The following is a 21,677-nucleotide window of genomic DNA, read 5'->3' as shown; positions in this document are numbered from 1 at the left end:
CGCGTAACGCGGTCTGGCAAGCGACGATCGTTCAGCGGCTTGGCGCACTTACTGAAACGCGATCGACAACCCGATGCCGCCCTGCCAATCCGGGCTTTCCGACGTCAGGCCACGCAGCACCGACACGTCCAGCTGCATCGCGTGCGGCAGTTGCCAGGCGCCACCCGCACCGGCGACGCGCGAATGCTCGCTGCCGGTATCGAAACCCGCTTCGACGTAGCTGCTGAAATGTTCGCCGGAAAAAAACGTGTAATTGGGCGCGAAGGTCCAGGTGTGCCCATCGTCGTCGCGCGCGTAATTGACATACAGCGCGATGGCGCGTTGCTGCGGCATATCCCAGGACGCAGTCACTCCCAGTTCGCGTGAATAGCCATCACTGAACGTCGGGCTGCCGGTCGGCACGCTATAGATACCCAGTGCCGCCCACTGAAAACCGTCCGAACGTGATGGCAAGGCCACCTTCAACCCGACATGGCTGTCGCCTCCACCATGCACCCGCGTACCACCGCCATGCTGCCAGTTGTAGCTGTCGCTGCCGAGCTGCAACTCGACGTTCTGAAACAATCCCAGCCGCAGCAGCGTATCAGCGGTGTATTGAGTGGTGCGCTGCCCCTCGCTGCGATCGGTGCTCGCATCCGGCAAGCCCTGCTCCCAGGCGAACGCACCCGGCTGCAGCGTTTCCGCAGCGAACGGAATGCCAGGACGGTCGAAGGCCGGCGCATCGTCCGCCTGCGCGGCGGCCTGCCCACTGGCCGCGCACAGCGCCAGCATCATCACCGCGCCCGACACCGTTCGGCGAGGCGCCCGCACACGCACGCGACCAAGCGCACAAGATTCAACGGCCGCCACGGCGCGGGATTTCAGGGAGTTCGACGACAGGGACATACGCAGCACCATTGGCAGGAGAGAGCGGGCAAGCGGGGGGCGACGCCACGGCACGATAAATCCACCTGCATCGACCGGCGACGGCGCGCATGGTGCCGCGCCCGCCGTGACCGGCTTGTATAGCGGCGCCTTGGCCTTGTCTTCGGCTCAGCCGGTCGCGGTTAGCTCAATGCCATTGCATGGGAAGCGGTGATCAAGAAACAGCACGTGTGCTGGGTCCGACAATCGATGGCCGCCATTCGGTTGACGCTGCCGGGGGCAGCAGGTCCGACCAGAACGTTATCGCTGCCTTCTTTGGGTCCAAGAAAACACAAAGAAAATGGGCACCCGCAGGTGCCCATGCATCACCACACCGCATGCGTTGCGGTGTTACCAGACCAGGTCGTCGGGCACTTGATACTTGGGGTCCGCGTACGGGTCGTCGCCGGCCGGTGCGTTGGGGTCCACCTTCAGCGCGACCGATGGTGCGAACACCGCTTCGGCCTCGGCCAGCACCTCGGCGGTCACCAGCAGATAGCGCCCGTTGAGTTGCAGCACGCCCAGCTCGCCGGCATTGAGTGCCTTGAGCTGGTCGGCGGTGACGTAGATCCGCTTGATCTTGCCGCCATACGGGAAATGCCGGGCAATCTCCGCATCGGCGTGATTCAGGCCCTTGTCCTTGAGCAGCTCTTCGAGCTTGGCCTTGGCTTCGCGACGCAGGCGTGCTTGTTCCTGCTTCACGCGCTCGGCTTCGATACGCTCGTCCTTCTCGCGCTGGGCGCGGATGGCATAGGCCTTGGCCAGATCGATATCTTCGCGCGTACGTGCCGGCTTGGGGCCGCGGCGGTCGGCATTGAGATGCTGCGGACGCGGCGACGCGCCGGGCTTGCCGTCATGACGACGTTCGGGCCTGCCATTGGGTTTGCGCTCGCCGTTGCCGTCGGTCGCCGCAGCGGCGGCTTGCGGCCGCTGCGGTCCCCTGCCCTGGCCCGGCCTGTTGCCGCCGGGCGCTGGCTTGCCACCGTTGCCATGCGAACGCGCGGCAGGCCGTGCGTCGGGTTTGCGTTCGGGCTTGGGGGCGGACTTGAAGCCCAACCCAAGCAACTGGTCACGTAAGGTATCGCTCATGGCGGTGGCAATCTGCAATCAATAGTGCGGAGGCGGCGGTTCGTCCGCTGCATCGGCAAACAACGTGGAGCGCACCTTGCCCAGATCCTCGAGCAGGTGGCGGATCAGTTCGGCGTTGCGGGCGCCGGTCAACCGGGCGTCCGCAAGCGCTTCACTCAATTCGTTGAGCGCCTGTTCCTGAAAGGACAGGCGCGTTTCCAGTTCAACTAACCGCGCGTCCAGTTCCTGGTCGCGCGGCGAGAGTTGCTCATGCATGCAACGAACGGCCTCGTCCGATGGCGTAATACGCCAGACCTGCGGCTTCGATTTCCTGCGGGTCGTAAAGGTTGCGGCCGTCGAACACGACGTCGTCCTTCAGGGCCTGCTTGATCTTTCCGAAATCCGGGCTACGGAACTGCTTCCACTCGGTGACCACGACCAATGCGTCGGCACCTTCCAGTGCGGCAAAGGCATCGTCGCAGAAGGTCAGGTCGTCGCGCTCGCCGAAGATGCGCTTGGCTTCATGGGTGGCTTCCGGGTCGTAGGCACGCACAGTGGCACCGGCTTCCCACAACTGCGCCATCAGACGACGGCTGGACGCGGCACGCATGTCGTCGGTATTGGGCTTGAACGCCAGGCCCCACACTGCAAACGTCTTGCCGGCGATGCTGCCGCCTTCGCCTCTGTAATGGCGCTGCACCAGTTCGAACAGATGCCCCTTCTGCGCGTTGTTGACGCTTTCCACCGCGTTCAGCAGGGTCGGCTCCATGCCGTATTGCTCGGCCGTCTTGGCCAGTGCCTGCACATCCTTCGGGAAGCACGAGCCGCCGTAACCGGCACCGGGATAGATGAAGTGCCAGCCAATGCGCGGATCCGAACCGATGCCGTTACGCACGTGCTCGACGTCCGCCCCGACACGTTCGGCAATATTGGCGATCTCGTTCATGAAACTGATCTTGGTCGCCAGCATCGCGTTGGCCGCGTACTTGGTCAGCTCGGCCGAACGCACGTCCATTTCCACGATGCGGTCGCGGTTGCGGTTGAACGGTGCGTACAGGCGACGCATGCGTGCGATCGCCGCCGGCTTCCTGGCACCGATCACGATGCGATCCGGACGCATGCAGTCGGCAACGGCGTCGCCTTCCTTCAGGAATTCCGGGTTGGAGACGACGTCGAACTCGTGCTCCACGCCGCGCGCATCCAGCTCTTCCTGGATTGCCACGCGCACCTTGTCGGCAGTACCGACCGGCACGGTGGATTTGTTCACGATCACCGACGGACCCTCGATGTGGCGGCCCACGGTACGCGCAACCGCGAGCACGTACTGCAGGTCGGCACTGCCGTCTTCGTCCGGCGGCGTACCCACGGCGATAAAGGTGATTTCGCCATGCGCAATCGCCTCGGCGGCGTCGCTGGTGAAGCGCAACCGGCCAGAGGCGTGGTTGGCTTTCACCATCGGCTCCAGGCCGGGTTCATAGATGGGAATCACCCCACGATTGAGACCATCAACTTTCGCCTGGTCGATATCCACACAGATAACGTGATGACCGACTTCGGCCAGACAGGTACCGGTGACAAGACCAACATAACCGGTACCAAAGATCGCAACTCGCATGGGTGGGGGTACTCCTGTGGGGGATCAGGGAAGGATACCCATCAGTTCGACATCGAACGTCAACGTTGCGTCTGGTCCGATCGGCCCCCCCTGCGTGCCGTTCGGGCCATAGGCCAGGTTGGATGGAATCCAGAAACGATATTTCGAACCGACCGGCATCAACGCGACGCCCTCGGTCCAACCGGGAATGACTTGGTCCAGACCAAACTCGGCCGGCTGGCCGCGCTGGTAGGAACTGTCGAAGACCTGCCCGTTGAGCAGCTTGCCTTCGTAATTCACGCGCACCTTGTTGGTCCGCATCGGGCGCTCGCCGCTGCCCTGGCGCAGCACCATGTACTGCAGCCCGGACGCGGTGGTGATCACGCCTTTCTCGGTTTTGTTCTTGGCAAGGAAGGCGTTGCCTTCTTCGCGATTCTTGGCACCGGCAGCGCCCTGCTTGGCAGAAGCGAACGCCTGCATGGTGGCGGCGGCTTCCTGCTGGGTCAGACGCGTGGTGCCCTTGGCGAACACGGTACGCACCGCTTCCATCAGGATCGCCAGATCGATCTCGTCCTTGATGCCGGCCAGCGACGGGCCCACCGCGCGATCGCCGAGCATCAGGCCGACATTTTCCTTGGACGGCGCGGCAGGCGCCGAGCCCGGCGCCATGCCCGGCACCTGCTGGCCGTTACGGGCAGCGAGCGCGGTACGCAGTGCGGTATCGGTGGCCTGGGTCTGCTCGTCCGACAACAGCGGCTTGCCACCCTTGAATGCATTTTCGATGGCGCGTTGCATTGCGCTCACATCGATGTCCTGGGCGATCGGCTCGAACGAACGTGCCACGTCCATACCGATGGCGTAGCTGACGTTGTCGCGCGTGCTCTTCTCAGACGATGCATTCAAAACTGGCTTCTCCTTGGTGGCCGCTGCGGCCGGTTGCTGCGACATCGCCGGCATCGATGCCGACATTGCCACCATCAGTAGCGACGCCGCCGCGCCGCGCTTTCCCATCTTCATTCGATGCAGTTCCCGAAAGTGAAAAGACACGCCACCGACGGCGCTGAATGCGTATTGTCGCATGTGCGCGCGGCGATGCGAGAGCCGCGCTCAGCGCGACGGCGCCTTGAGCTCGCGTTCGATTGCCGCCAGCACGCGCGGATCGTCCGGTTTGATCTTGCTGGGGAACTGCGCAACCACACGTCCATCCCGACCAATCAGATACTTGTGGAAGTTCCAGCCCGGCGCCACGCCGGTGGCTTGCGTCAAGCGCTGATACAGCGGCGTTGCCTGCGCACCCAGCACATGCACCTTCTCAAACATCGGGAACTTGACGCCATAGGTCAGCGTGCAGAATTCCTGGATCTGTTTCTCAGATCCGGGTTCCTGTCCCTGGAAATCGTTCGACGGGAAGCCCAGCACGGTGAAGCCGCGGCTGCCGAAGCGCCGGTTCAGCGCTTCCAGCCCTTCGTACTGCGGGGTGAAGCCGCACTTGCTGGCGGTGTTGACCACCATGACCACCTTGCCGCCATAGGTACGGTTCAGGTTGATTGGCGCCTTGCCGGCCAGCGGCCGGTAGTCAAGATCCAGCACCGAAGCGCCGGCGGCCATCGCCGATGTCACAAAAAAGCCAGTGAATACAACAGCTAGCAGACGATTGAGCAACATGAGCAATGCCCTTGGATAGATTGAGGCGGCGCACCCGGTGAGGGGTGCCATCAGTTGGGGATGACAGACAGTTGACTGCCTGCGTGTCGGTGTTATAGTTGAATACAACACCAGTCATCCAACGCAGGGGGAAAGCATGAACAGCACACGCTTTACGCGACCAGTTCCGCTGTTGCTGTTCGGCAGCACCCTGTTTGCCATTGGTTGCCTGGGAGCCGCTTCCAGTCAGGTGACGGAGTCCGGCGCCGATTATGGCGTGTCGGGGGCGGTTACGGAAAACGCGACAACTCCCCCCGAAGCGCGTCCCCGGCCTGGCCGGCACCTGCGCGCTTCGCTGTCGATGCCCTATTTCTCCTTCGCGCAGGCTCTGCGCCCACGGAGCTGATCATGAACGACATTCAATGGAGCGACGGCGCTCCCATCTACCGCCAACTCAAGGAACGGGTGATTGCCATGATGCTCGATGGAATCCTCAAGCCTGGCGACGCCCTGCCCTCGGTACGCCAGGTGGCGGCCGACTACCAACTCAACCCCATCACGGTCTCGCGCGCCTATCAGGAACTGGCCGACGAGAACCTGGTGGAGAAACGCCGCGGCCTGGGCATGTTCATGACTCCGGAAGCCGCACAGAAACTGCGCGGCAGCGAACGCGAGCGTTTCTTGAATGAAGAATGGCCTGCAGTGCTGGAAAGGATCCAGCGCCTGGGACTGTCCATCGACGATCTGTTGCCACAGGGAAAAACACCATGACCGCCGTCTCCTTTGACCATGTGGTCGACGCACGTGGCCTGCGCAAGGCCTACAAGCATCGGCTCGCGCTGGACAACACCAGCTTCACCATCGCCGCCGGCCGTATTGTCGGCCTGATCGGCCCCAACGGCGCCGGCAAGACCACCGCGCTCAAGGCGGCATTGGGGCTGACCGATTTCGATGGCGAATTGAGCGTGCTAGGAATGGATCCGCGTACCCAGCGCAATGCGCTGATGAACGAGGTCTGCTTCATCGCCGACGTAGCGGTGCTGCCGCGCTGGCTGCGGGTTGGCGAGGCGATCGATTTCGTTGCCGGTGTGCATCCGCGCTTCGATCGCGCCAAGTGCGAGCGCTTTCTGGCCAATACCCAGCTCAACCGCAAATCGCGGGTGCGCGAATTGTCCAAGGGCATGATCGTGCAGCTGCATCTGGCGCTGGTGATGGCCATCGATGCGCGCATCCTGGTGCTGGACGAACCGACCCTGGGGCTGGACATCCTCTACCGCAAGCAGTTCTACCAGCGCCTGCTGGAGGATTACTTCGACGAGCAGAAGACCATCATCGTCACCACCCATCAGGTCGAAGAGATCGAACACATCCTCACCGATGTGATGTTCATCCGCGACGGCCGCATCGTGCTCACCGCCGACATGGAGAGCGTGTCCGAGCGCTATACCGAAGTATTGGTGGGTGCCGACCATCTGGACGCAGCGCGCGCCTTGCAGCCGATCGACGAGCGCAGCCTGCCGTTCGGCAAGACCGTGATGCTGTTCGATGGCGTGCCGAAAGAGCAGCTCGCCCGTTTCGGCGAAACCCGCAATCCCGGCCTAGCCGACCTGTTTGTTGCGGTCATGAAGGGGACCTACGCATGAATGCAGTGACCAACCAAGCATCACCCGCACGCACTTTCGCCTGGCTGCTCAAACGCGAGTACTGGGAGCACCGTGGCGGCTTCGTGTGGGCACAGTTCATCACCGGCGGCATCGCGGTGTTCTTCGCGTTGCTGGGCGCGGTGATCGGCGCGATCAGCGCGCGCCGCAGCAGGGTCGGCGACAGCATCACCATGGACGATCTGGCCGAATACACGCGCACACTGGGCCAGGTCGGCGACGGCCTGCTGCTGGGCGGCATCGGTATCGCCTCGGTGGTGCTGGCGTTCGTGGTGTTCTTCTATTCGCTGGGCAGCCTGTACGACGACCGCCGCGACCGCAGCGTGCTGTTCTGGAAATCGCTGCCGGTGTCCGACGTACAGACGGTGCTGTCCAAAGCCGCCTGGGCGTTGCTGCTGGCGCCGCTGATCTCCATCGCCATCGGTGCCGTGGTCGGTCTGGCGTTGTGGTTGATCGCCATCGTTGGCGCCTTGATTGCCGGCGTGCCCAGCCCCTGGGCGCTGGCGACCCACTCGCATCCGTTCTCGCTGCTGTGGCTGCTGCTGAAGACCGTGCCGATGAGTCTGCTGTGGGCGTTGCCGACCGTGGGCTGGCTGATGTTCTGCTCGGCCTGGGCCAGCAGCAAGCCGTTCCTGTGGGCGGTGCTGTTTCCACTGCTGGCCTGCGTGATGCTGAGCATCCTGGCGGCGATGCCCGGCGTGTCGCTGCCGATCGGCTGGGTCTGGTACATCGTCGGCTACCGCGGCCTGCTCAGCGCCCTGCCCGGCACCTGGTCGCCGTTGGCCGTCAGCGGCAATCTGGACAGCAGCACCCTGCAGAACCCCAGCGATCTGGTGCAGTGGGCGCTGCAGCACACCGACAGTTCGCGGGTCTACGGCAGCCCGGATATCTGGATCGGCGCAGCCATCGGCATCGCGCTGATCGCCGCCTCCATCTATCTGCGCCGCCGGCGCTCCGAAGCCTGAAGGACCTCTCATGCGCCTGCCCCTGACCCTGGCCCTTCTGTTCGCATTGCCCGGTGCCGCGGCTGCCGAAGAGCAATGCAAGTACTCCGAGCCGCGCAGCCTGGAGCTGCAACTGGCCGGCGTGAAGTCGGTGCTGTTCGAGGTCGGCTCCAACGACCTGCATCTGGACGCGTTGCCCAGCAGCGGCGGGAAACTGAGCGGGCGCGCCTGTGCCGCCAGGGCGGAACTGCTCAAGGGCCTGACCGTGACCCAGAAGCGCGTTGGCGACAAGCTGGTGGTAACCCTGGCCGAAGACCGCCTGATCCGCATGTCCATCGGCGAAAACTATTCGTACCTGGACCTGCGCGGCAGCGTGCCGAACACCCTGCTGGTGCAGCTCGATGTGGATTCCGGTGATGCGCAGATCACCGGCGCCGCATCCGTCAGCGCCGATGTCGGTTCGGGCGAGATGACCGTCCGCCGCAGCAAGGGACGTGTCACCGCCAAGGTGGGCTCCGGCGACATCGAGCTGGAAGATATCGGTGCGCTACGTGTGCTGGCGGTGGGCTCAGGCGACCTCAAGGCGCGTGAGGTGCACGGCGCGGCAGAAGTGGCGAAGGTCGGCTCGGGCGAGGTCAAGCTGCGCGGCGTCACAGGCAACGTCAAGATCGGCGCGATCGGCTCGGGCGACGTCGGCATCGAGGATGTGCAGGGCAATGTCAGCGTCGAGACGCTCAACTCCGGGGCGCTGGATGTGCGCAAGGTGCGTGGCGATGTGAGCGTGGCGCGCAAGGGCAGCGGCGATATCGATGTGAGCGAGGTCACCGGCAGCACCCGGGTGCCGGCAGACAAATGACGACTTCTTTCAGGATGTGGGGGGAATTGCAGATGAAATTGCTTGTTTCGGCAGTAGTGATGAGCGTGTTGCTGGTGGGCTGCGGCAAGTCCGAACCCACCGTCCATGTTTCCGGCCAGGCCAACGATGCCGGCGTGACGTTCAACGGAAAGAGCCTGACGCTCAAACGCCAGGGCCTGCCCGCCGCCAGCATCGGCGTGGATGGGGCGCTCAGCATTGACGGCAAGCCGGTGGACTTGAACCAGGCACAACGTGAAGCCATGCGCGTCTATTACGCGCAGGTCCAGGGCGTGGCCAAGAAAGGGGTCGACATCGGCACCCAGGGCGCGGCTTTCGGCGCCCATGCGGCAGGCGCAGCGCTCAAGGGCGTGCTCAGCGGCAACCCGGATCAAATCGGCGACAAGGTCGAAGCCAAAGCGGAAACCTTCAAGAACAAGGCCATGCAGATCTGCGATCAGCTTGGCAAGCTGCGCACCGCGCAAGATGCCGCTGCGCAATTGGTGCCTGCGTTTGCGCCGTATTCGAGCCTGACGCAACACGATGTCGACGATTGCCGCAACTGACAGCGGCTGGCAACACACCTGTGCTCACCGCCAGGCGGGCGCGGCGGTGTTCGGAATCGGCGTGTACCACGTTGTACGCCGCGGTTCTGAGCGCGCCGCCCGCACCCATCTGACGAGCGCTCGCCAGGTTTGTTCGCCGCCCTAAACGCGGCGGTTAGGCGGCTGCGCATGGGTTGACCTGCGCACCTGCCGTTCGATCGTCGAGACAGCACAATGGCGCGTGGGCTGCGCCCCCCATAGCTGAAAGGCCTGCGACATTTTGTCAGCGCTCCCGGCAGCCCCTGCCCGGTCCGCAGGCCGCCGCGGGATTACACTAGTGCGATTCCCTTGACCCATCGACCCCATGAACAAGTTCGTGATGCTCTGCATGGCGCTGCTGCTGTGCACTCTCGCCGCCTGCGGCGATCAGTCGTCCCGTCGTGCCGAACGTGGCAAGCCGCGCGTGGCGATCACCACGCAGTCGGTGATGCTCCGCCGGCCGCCCGCGGCCAACGCGGAGATCACACCGGATGGCACGCTCAAGATCGACGACATCGCGCTGCCGCAGAACGAGCCGACCCGCGTCAAGTTGCAGCTGCTGTTCGGCCACCTGCAGATGCTGCGTCAGCAGGCGGTCAACGAGGCCGGCCCGGATCCGGATTACAAGTCGATCAAGCTGACCGCCACGCCGGAAATTCAGAAGATCAGCGGCGAGTTGCTGGATGAAATCCCGTCGCTGCAGCCGTATCGCGAAAGTTTCGGCAATGTGCAGGCTGAGCGGCACTAAGTAACGCGCGAAGCTGCGGGCAAACCGCGGCTTAGCGTGAACCTTGTAGATACCGTCTTACCTTCATTGGGCAAGCGCTTTCAGCGGGTCAAACGCGGTGCCTGATTTGAGGAGCGCGCCTGAGCGCGATGAGGCGTTATCGATAACGCTTCATCGCGCACGAGTGCGCTCCTACACACACGCAGCAATGATCAGCCACCGCCGCCCGTGCTGCCGGCCTGGATGCCGCCACGCGTCAGCGCGGCCGGATCCAGCAACCGCCGCAGATCCGCTTCGTTGAGTCCGCTGTCTTCCATGGCCACATCCAGCACCGGGCGCTGTTCCTTGTAGGCACGCTTGGCGATTGCGGCTGCCTTTTCGTAGCCAATGATCGGGTTGAGCGCAGTGACCAGGATCGGATTGCGATCCAGCGCCTCGCGCACACGCTCCTGACGCACCTTCAAACCGGCAATTGCGGTATCGGCCAGCAGCCGCGCGACGTTGCCCAGCAAGGTGATCGAATCGAGCAGGTTGTAGGCGATCAGCGGCAGGGTCACGTTCAACTGGAAATTGCCGGTCTGCCCGGCCACGGTGATCGCGGTGTGGTGGCCGATCACCTGCGCGCACGCCATCACGGTGGCTTCGGGAATCACCGGGTTGACCTTGCCCGGCATGATCGAGCTGCCTGGCTGCAACGCCGGCAACTCGATCTCGCCCAGCCCCGCCAACGGGCCGGCATTCATCCAGCGCAGGTCATTGGCGATCTTGATCAGCGCTACCGCCAACGCATTGAGCTGACCGGACAACTCCACCGCATCGTCCTGCGCGGCCAGGCCTTCGAACTTGTTGTCCGCACTGTCGAACTTGCATTTGCTCAGGCCCGACAACGCCTTGGCCACCTTGCCGCCGAAACGTGGGTCGGCATTGATGCCGGTGCCGATCGCGGTGCCGCCCAGCGGCAGCCGCCGCAGGCGTTTGAGCGCATCGTCGATACGCTCCTGCGCCGAACTCAGCTGCGCCGACCATGCACCGAATTCCTGCCCGAAGGTCAGCGGCATCGCATCCATCAAGTGGGTGCGGCCGGTCTTGACGACCTTGTCCAGCGACTTGGCGCGCTTGTCGATAGTCTTGCGCAGATGCTTGAGTGCCGGCTGCAGATGTTCCTGCACCGCAAGCAACGCAGAGACGCGAATGGCAGTGGGGATCACATCGTTGGAACTCTGCCCCAGATTGACGTGGTCGTTGGGATGTACCGCATCCTTGCCCGCACGCGTAGCCAATGTGGCGATCACCTCGTTGGCATTCATGTTGGACGAGGTGCCCGAGCCGGTCTGATACACATCGATCGGGAACTGCGCATCGTGCGTGCCCTGGGCCACCTGCAAGGCGGCGTCCTGCACCGTCTTGGCAATCGCTTTGGGCAGCAACCCCAGCTCGGCATTGACGCCGGCGGCGGCGGCCTTGATCAAGCCCAGCGCGCGAATGAAGCCCCGCGGCATCGGCTGGCCGGACACCGGAAAATTCTGCACGGCACGCTGGGTCTGCGCGCCCCACAACGCATCGGCGGGCACCTGCAATTGCCCCATGCTGTCGTGTTCGGTCCTGAAACGTTCGCTCATCTGCACTCTCCGCACATTGTTGGTCTGTGGTGAAGGATGGCTGGCAGCGGGCGTACCCACGCTGGCGAGGCTGTCTACGATACTCGCTCGCCGCGTTGCGACGATGTCGTCGCGCGCCGTTGGCTAGACTGCCGGTTGATCACGACGAGGTACCACGCCGCCATGGGCGACGACCCTGCCTGTAGAAACGCACTACCCGCGTTTGTTGGCGCTCTACATCGAACCGCTACCGCCCACACGCACCGCTCCAGTAGCGAACGGCGGCAGACATGCTAGGTAATGTCCTGTTGCTATTCGTTGCGCTCTTGCTGGTGCTGTTGAATGGCTTCTTCGTTGCCGCCGAATTTGCGCTGGTCAAGCTGCGCCACACGCAAGCGGTGGGCCTGGCGCAGACCAACGGTTGGCGCGGGCGATTGCTGCTCGGGGTGCATGCGCACCTGGATGCCTACCTGTCGGCGTGCCAGCTCGGCATCACCCTGGCCTCGCTCGGATTGGGCTGGGTCGGCGAACCGGCCTTCGCGCATCTGCTGCAACCGCTGTTCGATACGCTGGGCCTGTCGCCGGAAGCTGCACAGTTCACCGCGCTGGCGATTGCCTTCAGCCTGATTTCGTTCCTGCACATCGTGCTGGGCGAACTGGCGCCCAAGACCATGGCGATCCGCCGCCCGGAACGCATGTCGTTGTGGACCGCCGCGCCGTTGTATGTCTTTTACTGGATCATGTATCCGGCGATCTGGGTCCTCAACACCAGCGCCAATCGCCTGCTGCGCGTGCTCGGCTGGGGCGATGTGGAGCATCAATCACACCGCTATTCGCGCGAAGAACTGAAGCTGATCGTCGGCCGCCAGGACCCCAATGCGGCCACCCCCGACCACGGCCTGGCCCTGATGAGCCACGCACTGGAATTGCCGGATCTGGTTGCCGGCGATCTGATGCGCCCGCGCGAGCACATGCGCAGCCTGCGCGAAGGCATGACGCTGGAAACGGTGCTGGCCGAATTCAGCGAATCGCGCTACAGCCGTTACCCCTGGTTCGACGCCGATGGCGAGCAGGTACTGGGCATCCTGCACACCAAGGACCTGCTGGTGGCGATGGCGCGCGGACAGGAGTTGGACGATCTGCGTCCGCTGCTACGCCCACCCACCCTGCTGACGCTTGAAACCCCGATCCCCAGCGCGCTGGAGCAGTTCCGCACCGGCACCACCCATCTGGCGCTATGCGTGGAAGACGAAGGCCGCATCCTGGGTTTTTTCACCCTGGAAGACCTGCTGGAAGTGGTGGTCGGCGATATCGAGGACGAGCACCGCCATGTGGTGCGCGACGCCCCGGTACGCAGTCAGGACGGCTCGCTGTTGGTGGCCGGCAGCACCTCGATCTTTCGCCTGGAACGCCTGCTCGGCCAGGACCTGAGCGCTCCGGACCACGTCAATTCGGTCGGCGGGCTGATCGTGCATCAGCTGCAGCGGCTGCCCGAAGAAGGCGAAACCCTGGAACTGGACGGCCACGCGCTGACCGTGCGGCGCATGGCCGGCCACCGCATCCAGGCGGTGACGGTGCGGCCGGTGGGCGAAGCCGGCGCCGGGCCGGCGTAGAATACCGGCCCCGCCAGCTTTTCAGTGCCCCTGCCCATGTCGGATTCCGCCCTGCTCGCCCTGTCCCCGCTCGACGGCCGCTACGCTTCCAAAGTGGACGCGCTGCGCCCGATCTTCTCCGAATACGGCCTGATCAAGGCGCGGGTCAAGGTGGAAATCGAGTGGCTGCTGGCCCTGGCCGCCGAGCCGGGCATTGCCGAGCTGGCGCCGTTTTCGCCGGCTGCCACGCAGCGCCTGCGCGCCCTGGCCGACGACTTCAGCGTGACCCATGCCGCGCGGGTCAAGCAGATCGAGCGCACCACCAACCACGACGTCAAGGCGGTGGAGTACTTCATCAAGGAGCAGCTCACCGATGATGCCGAACTGGGCCCGGCGCTGGAATTCGTGCATTTCGCCTGCACCAGCGAGGACATCAACAACCTCAGCTACGGCCTGATGCTGGAACAGGCCCGCCGCGAGGTGCTGCTGCCCGCGCTGGATGGCATCACCGCCTCGCTGCGCGCGCTGGCGCATGCCCAGGCCGCCCAGCCGATGCTGTCGCGCACGCACGGCCAGACCGCTTCGCCGACCACGCTCGGCAAGGAAATCGCCAATGTGGTCGCGCGCCTGGAACGCCAGCGCAAGCAGATTGCCGCAGTGGAACTGACCGGCAAGATCAACGGCGCGGTCGGCAACTACAACGCGCACCTGGTGTCGTATCCGGACCTGGATTGGGCGGCGTTTGCACAGCGCTTCGTCGCAAGCCTGGGCCTGGTGTTCAACCCCTACACCACCCAGATCGAGCCGCACGACAACGTGGCCGAAATCGGCGATGCCAGCCGCCGCGCCAATACCATCCTGATCGACCTGTCGCGCGACATCTGGGGCTACATCTCGCTGGGCTATTTCAAGCAAAAGCTGAAAGAAGGCGAAGTCGGCTCATCCACCATGCCGCACAAGGTCAACCCGATCGACTTCGAAAATGCCGAAGGCAATTTCGGCATCGCCAATGCGCTGTTCGAGCATTTTTCCGCCAAGTTGCCGATCAGCCGCTGGCAGCGCGACCTCACCGATTCCACCGTGCTGCGCGCACTCGGCACCGCCTTCGGCCATACCCAGGTGGCGCTGGATTCGCTGGCCAAGGGCCTGGGCAAACTCACCGTCAATCCCGAGCGTCTGGACGCCGACCTGGATGCGGCCTGGGAAGTGCTGGCCGAAGCCGTGCAGACGGTGATGCGCCGCCACGGCCTGCCCAACCCGTACGAACAATTGAAGGCGCTGACGCGCGGCCAGGGCATCACCGCCGCCTCCATGCAGGCCTTCGTGGAAAGCCTGGAGTTGCCCGAAGACGACAAGCAGCGCCTGCGTGCGCTCGCTCCGGGCGGCTATACCGGCCTGGCCGAGCAGTTGGCGCGCGCCATCTGATCTGAGCGACAACACCGCTGCGGGCCCAATACGGGCCCGTCGCCGATATGCTGCCGCGCCCCGTTGGTCGCGCTCCCACACAGGGCCGCGCTGCCCGCGCCGGGTGCCAACTGCAGAGCGTAATGCTGGCTACGCCGTACGCCAACAACCGGCGCGGACCGTGGCTGGCAGCCGGTACATCGCCGACCGAGCCGGACTGCTATGGTCGCGAACTCATCCTTCAGGAGCCCGGCGATGCGCGCACCTCACACAGCACTGTCCCTGTTGACCCTGACCAGCGTGCTGGCACTGGGCGGCTGCGGCGGCGATGGCCCCGCCGCGCAGGCGTTGTCGGCGGCAGTGTCGTCCACGCTGACCGACCCGGCCAGCGGCGCCGATTGCGGCGGCAAGGATGTGCGCATTACCAAGGACAACGCCGACACCATCATCAACGGCGACTGCGGCGCAGTCACGATCACCGCCTCGCACGGCGCGCTGAACGTGGAGAAAGCGCGCTCGATCCGCGTGGAGGGCAGCAGTTTCACCGTGCTCAACGAACAGGTCGGCGAGCTGCGCATCATCGGCAGCAACAACACGCTCAATCTGACCAATCTCGACAGCGTCGACATCCAGGGCAACAAGAACCTGGTACTGGCACGCGAGGTGAAGCAGGTAAGGTTTTCCGGAAATGACAACACCGTCAATCCGTCCAGCACGCCCACCCTGGATGACCGCGGCAGCGGCAACAAAGTGATGTAAGCCGCGCGGCGCGTGGTTGCCGATGGGGCTCGCGTGGCCGCTTGGGGAACACTGCCGACTAGCGGTGATGTCATGCAGGCGCCCTTGCTGCCAGAGCATCAAGCCGATCAGCGAAAAACGCAGGCGCTGCATACCAGCGCGGACTGCGTCAGTACGTCGATCGGCGCCGGCCGATCAGGGCCGCCGCGCCGCCACCAGGGTCACTTCACGCGGCTTGGCGGCGCCCCGCACGATCACGAACCGCAAGGTTTCGCCGACCTTGCGATTGACCGCCGCCTTCAGCACATCGGCCTTGCTGCCTGCCACCGGGATACCCTGCGCCGACACGATTGCATCGCCGACCTGCAGACCGGCCGCGGCGGCCGGCGATGCCGGCTTGATGCCATCGATCTTGACCGACGTAGGGGTGGGGTTGAACGAAAAGCCTTCGCTTTCCACGGCAAAACCCAAACCGAATCACCCCTTCTGTTCCGCTGCCTGCACCGCACCGCTGATGCTCAGCACGGCGGTCAGCAACAATGCACCCGGTTTCCAACGACGCATCTGTCAGTTCTTTGTCGAAAGCAGCGCGTACGCCGCTGCGGTGCCCCAGTATCGGGCTCCTGATGCGGCGCGCTCATGTGCCATCGGACACCCGCCCTTGCGTCACGGCACGGGCGGGCACCCGGCCACCGTGCGGGCTGCATGGCGCCGCAGCGTTGTAGCGTTGTGATGTGACCGACAGCCGCCCGCAGTCATCCGCACCGCACAGGCCGAATTCACCACGTCCCTGAAGCCCTGCCTGTTGTCGCCCCAAGCGCAGGTGCAGATCCGGCGCAAGCATCGGACAATAGCGGCAGTCGCGCCGGCCCTGCCCGCGCTCCCAGTTTCCCATCGATCCCTGCAAGGACCCCCCATGGCTGCACGCAAGGCAAACCCTCCCGTCATCGAAGTCCAGGCCCGCCCGGGCCAGCCGTTGGGCATGCCGGTCGAACGCTTTCTGCGCAATTACTGGCACAAGCACCCGCTGCTGATCCGCAATGCCTTCGCGGACTTCGCCTCGCCGCTGCAGCCGGAAGACCTGGCCGGGCTGGCCTGCGAAGACGGCGTGCTGGCACGCCTGATCAGCCACGACCGCGCCACCGACAGCTGGGATGTGCGTACCGGCCCGTTCCAGGAAACCGATTTCCCCGGCCTGCCCGACCACGACTGGACCTTGCTGGTGCAGGACGTGGATAAATGGGACGCCGACGTGCGTGCCCTGCTGGAACAGTTCCGCTTCCTGCCGCGCTGGCGCATCGACGACATCATGATCAGCTTCGCCGCCACCGGCGGTTCGGTGGGTGCGCACGTCGACCATTACGACGTGTTCCTGCTGCAGGGCCAGGGCCACCGCCGCTGGCAGATCGACGCGCGCGCCGCTCAGGGCCGCAAGGCCACGCCGCTGGCATTCCGCGACGATGTCGAGCTCAAGCTGCTCAGCACCTTCAAGCCCACCCATGACTGGGTGCTGGGCCCGGGCGACATGCTGTATCTGCCGCCACTGGTCCCGCACCACGGCGTGGCAGAAGACGCCTGCCTGACATTCTCCATCGGCACGCGTGCGCCGTCTTCGGCCGAGCTGATCGGCGATTACCTGGACACCTTGATCGCCGATACCGACGAGGCCGTGCGCTATCACGATGAAGACCTCAAGGTGCCGGCCGACCCGTACGAGATCGACGTTACCGCGATGAACCGGGTGGTCGAAGCGCTCAATGCGCTGCGCATGAACGACCCCGATCGCCTGGGCGACTGGTTCGGCCGCTTCATGACCACCTACCGCGCCTCCGGCGACGTGGTGCCCGCGCCCGAGCCGATCCCGCGCGAAGCGGTGGAACAAGCGCTGGAAGAAGGCGTGCTGCTGCACCGCCACCCGTGGTCGCGGCTGGCCTGGCGGCGTGCCAAACGCGGCGCCACGCTGTTTTGCAGCGGTCTGGAGTTTGCGCTATCGGCCAAGGACGCGTCCCGTCTGGCGGCAGCCGAAGAGATCGACGGCGCGCTGTACGCCCAGCTGTCGGTTCGCGGCCGCGAGGTGGTGCTGGAACTGCTGGCCCAGGGCCACTACCAGCGCGCCCACGAAGACGCCGGCGGGGACGTCGCCGACGACGACCACGCGCTGAGCGTGTCGGCCGGCCACGACCACGAAGAGGCCGAGGACGACGCACCGGAAGCGGACGGCCAGATCGATGCCGACGCCGATGTCGAACAGGTCGCCGACGACGCCGACACCCCGGCAGAAGTGCTGGATGCCGCGCAGGATAGCGCTGTCGAAAGCGACGCCGACGCCGAGCAGGACGACGACAGCGACATCGCCGACAGTACCGATTCCGACGACAGCGACCACGCCAGCAAACCGGCATGAGCCCGCACGCCAGCCCGCAGATCGTCACGCTGCACCCGGCCTCCGACGCCGCGGCGCTGCGTGCGCTGCGGCTGGCCTGCGTCACCGGCAGCGCTGGCGACACCGGCGATGCCGACTGGGACGCACTGGACCCGCTCAGCCTGCACCTGGCCACGCGTATCGAAGGCCAGCTGGTCGCCTCGGTGCGGCTGACCGCCGACCGTCGTCTCGACCGGCTCGGCGTTCTGCCCGACTGGCGCCGCCGCGGGCTGGCGGATCCACTGCTCGCTGCCGCCATCGAAACGGCCCGGCGGCACGGCTGGCCCAGCCTGCATGCCCACGTCACCCCCAGTGCCCAGGCCGTGTTCGCGCGCCTGGGCTTTTTGCCTGACGCCACCCCAGATTCCCTGTCGGCGCCCATCGCATTGATGCGCGATGTGCCCGGCATCGCCATGCAGCGTCGCCTCGATGGACCGATGGCAGTCGACACCCTGGCCGCAGCCCTGGCCGCCACCACCGGGCTGCTGTGCGCCGCGCGCCGCCAGGTGCTGATCTACACCCGCGCACTGGACCCGCCGCTGTTCGACAACCCCACCGTCCTCGATGCGCTGCGCCGCTTCGCCACCGCCCGTCACGACAAACGCGTGCAGGTGCTGGTGCAGGACACCGCCGGCGCCGCTGCCGGCAGCAGCGCGATGTTGCGTCTGGCCCAGCGCCTGCCCAGCGTGTTCCGGTTCCGCGCCGTCAGCGATCCTGTCGATACCAGCTATGCGTCGGCATATGTGGTCGGCGACGACGCCTACTACTTTCGTCCAACAGGTCATCGTTTCGATGATGGCGAGACCTGGTTGTCCGGTGCAGCCCGCAGTCGCCAGCTGGAGCGCGAATTCGCGCAGATATGGGAGCGCAGCGCGCTTTGGAACGAGCCGCGCGTACTCGGCATCTGATGCCGCAGCGCCCTTCGCACGTAGGCCGAACGCAATTGGTCTACCCCGCCGGTCAGCTTGCAGACGCCCCCTGACTAGCGCAAGGGGGTATAATTTTTCGAGATTTGATACCGACCGATAGGGCATCTCGCCCTGCCGCTTCCGCACAATCATCCCCACAGCAGACCCGACTTACCATCGTGGATAATCTCCTAAAGCAGTTCGCGCAGTCATCGCAGCTCGCCGGCGGCAACGCCGCCTATATCGAGGATCTGTACGAGCAGTACCTCGTCGCCCCGGACAGTGTCGATCCGAAGTGGAAGAGCTACTTCGATGGCTTCGAAGGTCGCGGTGCCGGTGATGTACCGCACTCGGCAGCCATTGCCCACATTCTCACTGCCTCCAAGCAAGCAGCCCACGCCGGAACCGGTGCGGGCGCCAGCGACGAGCGCGAGCGCAATGTCGGCCGCCTGATCACCGCCTACCGCGCGCGTGGCCACCTTGGCGCGCAGCTCGACCCGCTGGGCTTGACCCCGCCGGTCAACCCGCCCGATCTGGACCTGCCGTTCCACAGCCTCTCGCAGGCGGATCTGGACAGCGAGTTCAGCACCGGCGGTGTCGGCGGCCAGCCGCGGATGAAGCTGAAGGATCTGCTGGCCCGCCTGAAGGCGACCTACGCCAGCAGCATCGGCGCAGAGTTCATGCATATCCAGGAATTCGACCAGCGCCAGTGGATCTACAAGCGCCTGGAAGATGCCGGCGGCAAGATCGCAGGCGATGCGGCCAGCCGCAAGCGCACCCTGGAACGGCTCACCGCCGCCGAAGGCCTGGAGCGCTACCTGCACACCAAGTATGTCGGCCAGAAGCGCTTCTCGCTGGAAGGCGGCGATGCCTTGATTCCGATGATGGACGCGATCATCCACCAGTCCGGCAAGGACCAGGTCAAGGACATCGTGATCGGCATGGCCCACCGCGGCCGCCTCAACGTGTTGGTCAACACGCTGGGCAAGAACCCGCGCAAGCTGTTCGACGAATTCGAAGGCAAGTTCGAGCACGCCCACGACGACCGCGCGCACACCGGCGACGTCAAGTACCACATGGGCTTCTCGGCCGATATCGCCGTGGGCGACAGCAACCAGGTGCATCTGGCGCTGGCGTTCAACCCCTCGCACCTTGAAATCGTCGACCCGGTCGTGGTTGGCAGCGTGCGCTCGCGCCAGGAGCGCTTCGGCGATGCCGAACGCAAGACCGTGTTGCCGATCCTGATCCATGGCGACGCGGCGTTCGCCGGCCAGGGCGTGGTGATGGAGCTGTTCCAGATGTCGCAGGCACGTGGCTTTGCCGTTGGCGGCACCGTGCACATCGTCATCAACAACCAGATCGGCTTCACCACCAGCACCCGCGACGACGCCCGCTCCACGCTGTACTGCACCGACGTGGCCAAGATGATCGGCGCGCCGGTCTTCCACGTGAATGGCGACGACCCGGACGCGGTGATGTTCGTGTCCACGCTGGCCTATGAATTCCGCCAGCAGTTCAAGAAGGACGTGGTCATCGACCTGGTCTGCTACCGCCGTTGGGGCCATAACGAAGCCGACGAACCGGCAGCGACCCAGCCGGTGATGTACCAGACCATCCGCAAGCACAAGACCACCCGCGAGCTCTACGCCGCCAAGCTGGAAAGCGACGGCGTGCTGAGCGCCGACGAGGCCAAGGCGCTGGTGGACGGCTACCGCAACAAGCTGGATTCGGGCGAGTACACCACCGAATTGGCCAAGCGCAAGCCGGACGAATTCGCCATCGACTGGTCCAAGTATCTGGTCGGCACCGCTGCCGATCCGGTGGACACGCGCGTCAAGCGCGAACAGCTGGATCGTCTGGCCAAGCTGATCACCACCATTCCCGAAGGCGTCGAGCTACACGCCCGCGTCGCCAAGATCTACGACGACCGCGTCAAGATGGCCGCCGGCGATCAGCTGGGCGACTGGGGCTTTGCCGAAAACCTGGCCTACGCCACGCTGCTGGCCGAAGGCCACAAGCTGCGTCTGGTCGGCCAGGACGCCGGTCGCGGCACGTTCTTCCACCGTCACGCGATCCTGCACGACCAGAAGACCGACAACTACTACCTGCCGCTGCGCCAGCTGGTCGAAAACCCGGAAGACGCCACCATCATCGATTCGCTGCTCAGCGAAGAAGCGGTGATGGGTTTCGAGTACGGCTATTCCACCACCGACCCGAACGCGCTGTGCATCTGGGAAGCGCAATTCGGCGACTTCGCCAACGGCGCGCAGGTGGTGATCGACCAGTTCATCGCTGCCGGCGAGGCCAAGTGGGGCCGCATCGCGGGCCTGTCGCTGTTCCTGCCGCATGGTTACGAAGGGCAAGGCCCGGAGCACAGCTCCGCACGCCTGGAGCGCTTCCTGCAGTTGTGCGCGCTGGAAAACATGCTGGTGTGCGTGCCGACCACCCCGGCGCAGTGCTTCCACATGATCCGCCGCCAGATGCGCATGACCACCCGCAAGCCGCTGGTGGTGATGACGCCAAAGTCGTTGCTGCGCCACAAGCTGGCGGTGTCGAGCCTGGAAGAACTGGCCGAAGGCGAGTTCCAGCATCTGATTCCCGACGCCAAGGCCGAAGCCGGCAAGGTCAAGCGCGTGGTGCTGTGCTCGGGCAAGGTCTATTACGACCTGCTCGAAGACCAGACCAAGCGCGGCCAGGACGATGTCGCCATCGTGCGTATCGAGCAGCTGTATCCGTTCCCGCGTGCGCAGCTGGCCGCCGAGCTCAAGGCCTATGCCAACGCCACCGATGTGGTGTGGTGCCAGGAAGAGCCGCAGAACCAGGGTGCGTGGTACCAGATCCGCCACCACCTGAACTTCTGCCTGGCCAGCGGCCAGAGCCTGCATTACGCCGGCCGTGCCCGTTCGCCCTCGCCTGCCGCCGGCCACATGGCCGACCACATCGTCGAACAGCAGAAGCTGGTTGCCGATGCGCTGCTCAATCCGTTCAACGACCAAGTCGCTGAATAACTCCTCTTCCCCTAAGAACGCACACACTA

General features: G+C 64.8%; 21 protein-coding genes and 1 other RNA gene. 14 read left to right on the top strand and 8 right to left on the bottom strand.

Translation table 11 applies throughout. The features are described 5' to 3' along the window. Nucleotides 1–48 precede the first annotated feature (48 nt). The 6 genes from M3O59_RS07770 to M3O59_RS07745 form a co-directional block, all read right to left on the bottom strand. Entirely contained in the window at nt 49–897 is an 849-nt protein-coding gene (locus M3O59_RS07770; protein WP_116905307.1) for a transporter, read from the bottom strand. A gap of 357 nt (nt 898–1,254) precedes the next feature. Further along, a complete protein-coding gene (locus M3O59_RS07765; RefSeq protein WP_330462466.1) occupies nt 1,255–1,992 on the bottom strand; it encodes a DUF2058 domain-containing protein in 738 nt (245 codons plus the stop codon). Nucleotides 1,993–2,010: 18 nt separating this feature from the next. Then, entirely contained in the window at nt 2,011–2,247 is a 237-nt protein-coding gene (locus M3O59_RS07760) for a SlyX family protein (protein ID WP_024939344.1), read from the bottom strand. Next, entirely contained in the window at nt 2,240–3,586 is a 1,347-nt protein-coding gene (locus M3O59_RS07755) for a UDP-glucose dehydrogenase family protein (protein ID WP_116905308.1), read from the bottom strand. Before M3O59_RS07755 ends, M3O59_RS07760 begins: the two co-directional genes overlap by 8 nt. Before the next feature lie 24 nt (nt 3,587–3,610). After that, the gene (locus M3O59_RS07750; RefSeq protein WP_064634769.1) at nt 3,611–4,582 is read right to left on the bottom strand and encodes an FKBP-type peptidyl-prolyl cis-trans isomerase; all 972 of its coding nucleotides are present in this window, start codon (nt 4,580–4,582) and stop codon (nt 3,611–3,613) included. A gap of 90 nt (nt 4,583–4,672) precedes the next feature. After that, nucleotides 4,673–5,230, bottom strand: a complete 558-nt coding sequence (locus M3O59_RS07745) for a glutathione peroxidase (RefSeq protein ID WP_116905309.1) — start codon at nt 5,228–5,230, stop codon at nt 4,673–4,675. A gap of 136 nt (nt 5,231–5,366) precedes the next feature. Between M3O59_RS07745 and M3O59_RS07740 the strand changes: the two genes are divergently transcribed. The 8 genes from M3O59_RS07740 to M3O59_RS07705 all read left to right on the top strand — a co-directional run bounded on the left by M3O59_RS07740 (nt 5,367) and on the right by M3O59_RS07705 (nt 9,999). Beyond that, nucleotides 5,367–5,615: a hypothetical protein gene (locus tag M3O59_RS07740; protein ID WP_082925878.1), complete on the top strand. Its 249-nt coding sequence runs from the start codon at nt 5,367–5,369 to the stop codon at nt 5,613–5,615. A 2-nt stretch (nt 5,616–5,617) separates the two neighbouring features. Then, a complete protein-coding gene (locus M3O59_RS07735; protein WP_003483692.1) occupies nt 5,618–5,980 on the top strand; it encodes a GntR family transcriptional regulator in 363 nt (120 codons plus the stop codon). Continuing rightward, nucleotides 5,977–6,852, top strand: coding sequence for an ABC transporter ATP-binding protein (locus M3O59_RS07730; RefSeq protein ID WP_116905310.1), 876 nt, complete (start codon nt 5,977–5,979; stop codon nt 6,850–6,852). The genes M3O59_RS07735 and M3O59_RS07730 overlap by 4 nt, the downstream gene beginning before the upstream one ends. Beyond that, nucleotides 6,849–7,835, top strand: a complete 987-nt coding sequence (locus M3O59_RS07725) for an ABC transporter permease (RefSeq protein ID WP_116905311.1) — start codon at nt 6,849–6,851, stop codon at nt 7,833–7,835. Before M3O59_RS07730 ends, M3O59_RS07725 begins: the two co-directional genes overlap by 4 nt. Before the next feature lie 10 nt (nt 7,836–7,845). Next, nucleotides 7,846–8,670: a DUF4097 family beta strand repeat-containing protein gene (locus M3O59_RS07720; protein ID WP_116905312.1), complete on the top strand. Its 825-nt coding sequence runs from the start codon at nt 7,846–7,848 to the stop codon at nt 8,668–8,670. 32 nt (nt 8,671–8,702) lie between these two features. Beyond that, nucleotides 8,703–9,233 (top strand): DUF2884 family protein, encoded by a 531-nt coding sequence (locus tag M3O59_RS07715; protein ID WP_116905313.1) that lies wholly within the window; start codon nt 8,703–8,705, stop codon nt 9,231–9,233. 61 nt (nt 9,234–9,294) lie between these two features. Continuing rightward, a non-coding RNA gene (locus tag M3O59_RS07710) (sX9 sRNA) lies at nt 9,295–9,371 on the top strand. A gap of 205 nt (nt 9,372–9,576) precedes the next feature. Further along, nucleotides 9,577–9,999: a hypothetical protein gene (locus M3O59_RS07705; protein ID WP_064634764.1), complete on the top strand. Its 423-nt coding sequence runs from the start codon at nt 9,577–9,579 to the stop codon at nt 9,997–9,999. 191 nt (nt 10,000–10,190) lie between these two features. Here the strand turns inward: M3O59_RS07705 and M3O59_RS07700 are convergent, their stop codons facing one another. Beyond that, entirely contained in the window at nt 10,191–11,597 is a 1,407-nt protein-coding gene (locus M3O59_RS07700; protein WP_064634763.1) for a class II fumarate hydratase, read from the bottom strand. A gap of 269 nt (nt 11,598–11,866) precedes the next feature. On the opposite strand from M3O59_RS07700, the gene M3O59_RS07695 reads away from it, so the two are divergent. The 3 genes from M3O59_RS07695 (at nt 11,867) to M3O59_RS07685 (ending at nt 15,331) form a co-directional block, all read left to right on the top strand. Then, nucleotides 11,867–13,189: a hemolysin family protein gene (locus M3O59_RS07695; protein ID WP_116905314.1), complete on the top strand. Its 1,323-nt coding sequence runs from the start codon at nt 11,867–11,869 to the stop codon at nt 13,187–13,189. 36 nt (nt 13,190–13,225) lie between these two features. Further along, nucleotides 13,226–14,593 carry an adenylosuccinate lyase gene (purB, locus tag M3O59_RS07690; protein WP_249054490.1) on the top strand — a complete coding sequence of 456 codons (1,368 nt, stop codon included), beginning with the start codon at nt 13,226–13,228 and terminating at the stop codon, nt 14,591–14,593. Nucleotides 14,594–14,827: 234 nt separating this feature from the next. After that, a complete protein-coding gene (locus tag M3O59_RS07685; RefSeq protein ID WP_064634760.1) occupies nt 14,828–15,331 on the top strand; it encodes a DUF3060 domain-containing protein in 504 nt (167 codons plus the stop codon). A 174-nt stretch (nt 15,332–15,505) separates the two neighbouring features. Here M3O59_RS07685 and M3O59_RS07680 read toward each other — a convergent pair whose 3' ends face one another. Next, a complete protein-coding gene (locus M3O59_RS07680) occupies nt 15,506–15,769 on the bottom strand; it encodes a PDZ domain-containing protein (protein WP_249046654.1) in 264 nt (87 codons plus the stop codon). Between the two features lie 457 nt (nt 15,770–16,226). Here M3O59_RS07680 and M3O59_RS07675 point away from each other — a divergent pair, with 457 nt between their 5' ends. From M3O59_RS07675 to M3O59_RS07665, 3 genes are all read left to right on the top strand, one after another. After that, the gene (locus M3O59_RS07675; RefSeq protein ID WP_064634759.1) at nt 16,227–17,714 is read left to right on the top strand and encodes a ribosomal protein uL16 3-hydroxylase; all 1,488 of its coding nucleotides are present in this window, start codon (nt 16,227–16,229) and stop codon (nt 17,712–17,714) included. Then, the gene (locus tag M3O59_RS07670) at nt 17,711–18,640 is read left to right on the top strand and encodes a GNAT family N-acetyltransferase (protein ID WP_116905319.1); all 930 of its coding nucleotides are present in this window, start codon (nt 17,711–17,713) and stop codon (nt 18,638–18,640) included. The genes M3O59_RS07675 and M3O59_RS07670 overlap by 4 nt, the downstream gene beginning before the upstream one ends. A 179-nt stretch (nt 18,641–18,819) precedes the next feature. Next, nucleotides 18,820–21,648 carry a 2-oxoglutarate dehydrogenase E1 component gene (locus M3O59_RS07665; protein ID WP_409350121.1) on the top strand — a complete coding sequence of 943 codons (2,829 nt, stop codon included), beginning with the start codon at nt 18,820–18,822 and terminating at the stop codon, nt 21,646–21,648. Nucleotides 21,649–21,677 lie beyond the last annotated feature (29 nt).

Origin of the sequence: Xanthomonas nasturtii (genome assembly GCF_023337365.3) — a bacterium.
GTDB classification, from domain to species: domain Bacteria; phylum Pseudomonadota; class Gammaproteobacteria; order Xanthomonadales; family Xanthomonadaceae; genus Xanthomonas; species Xanthomonas nasturtii.
This window is presented reverse-complemented; position numbering and strand designations above follow the sequence as displayed.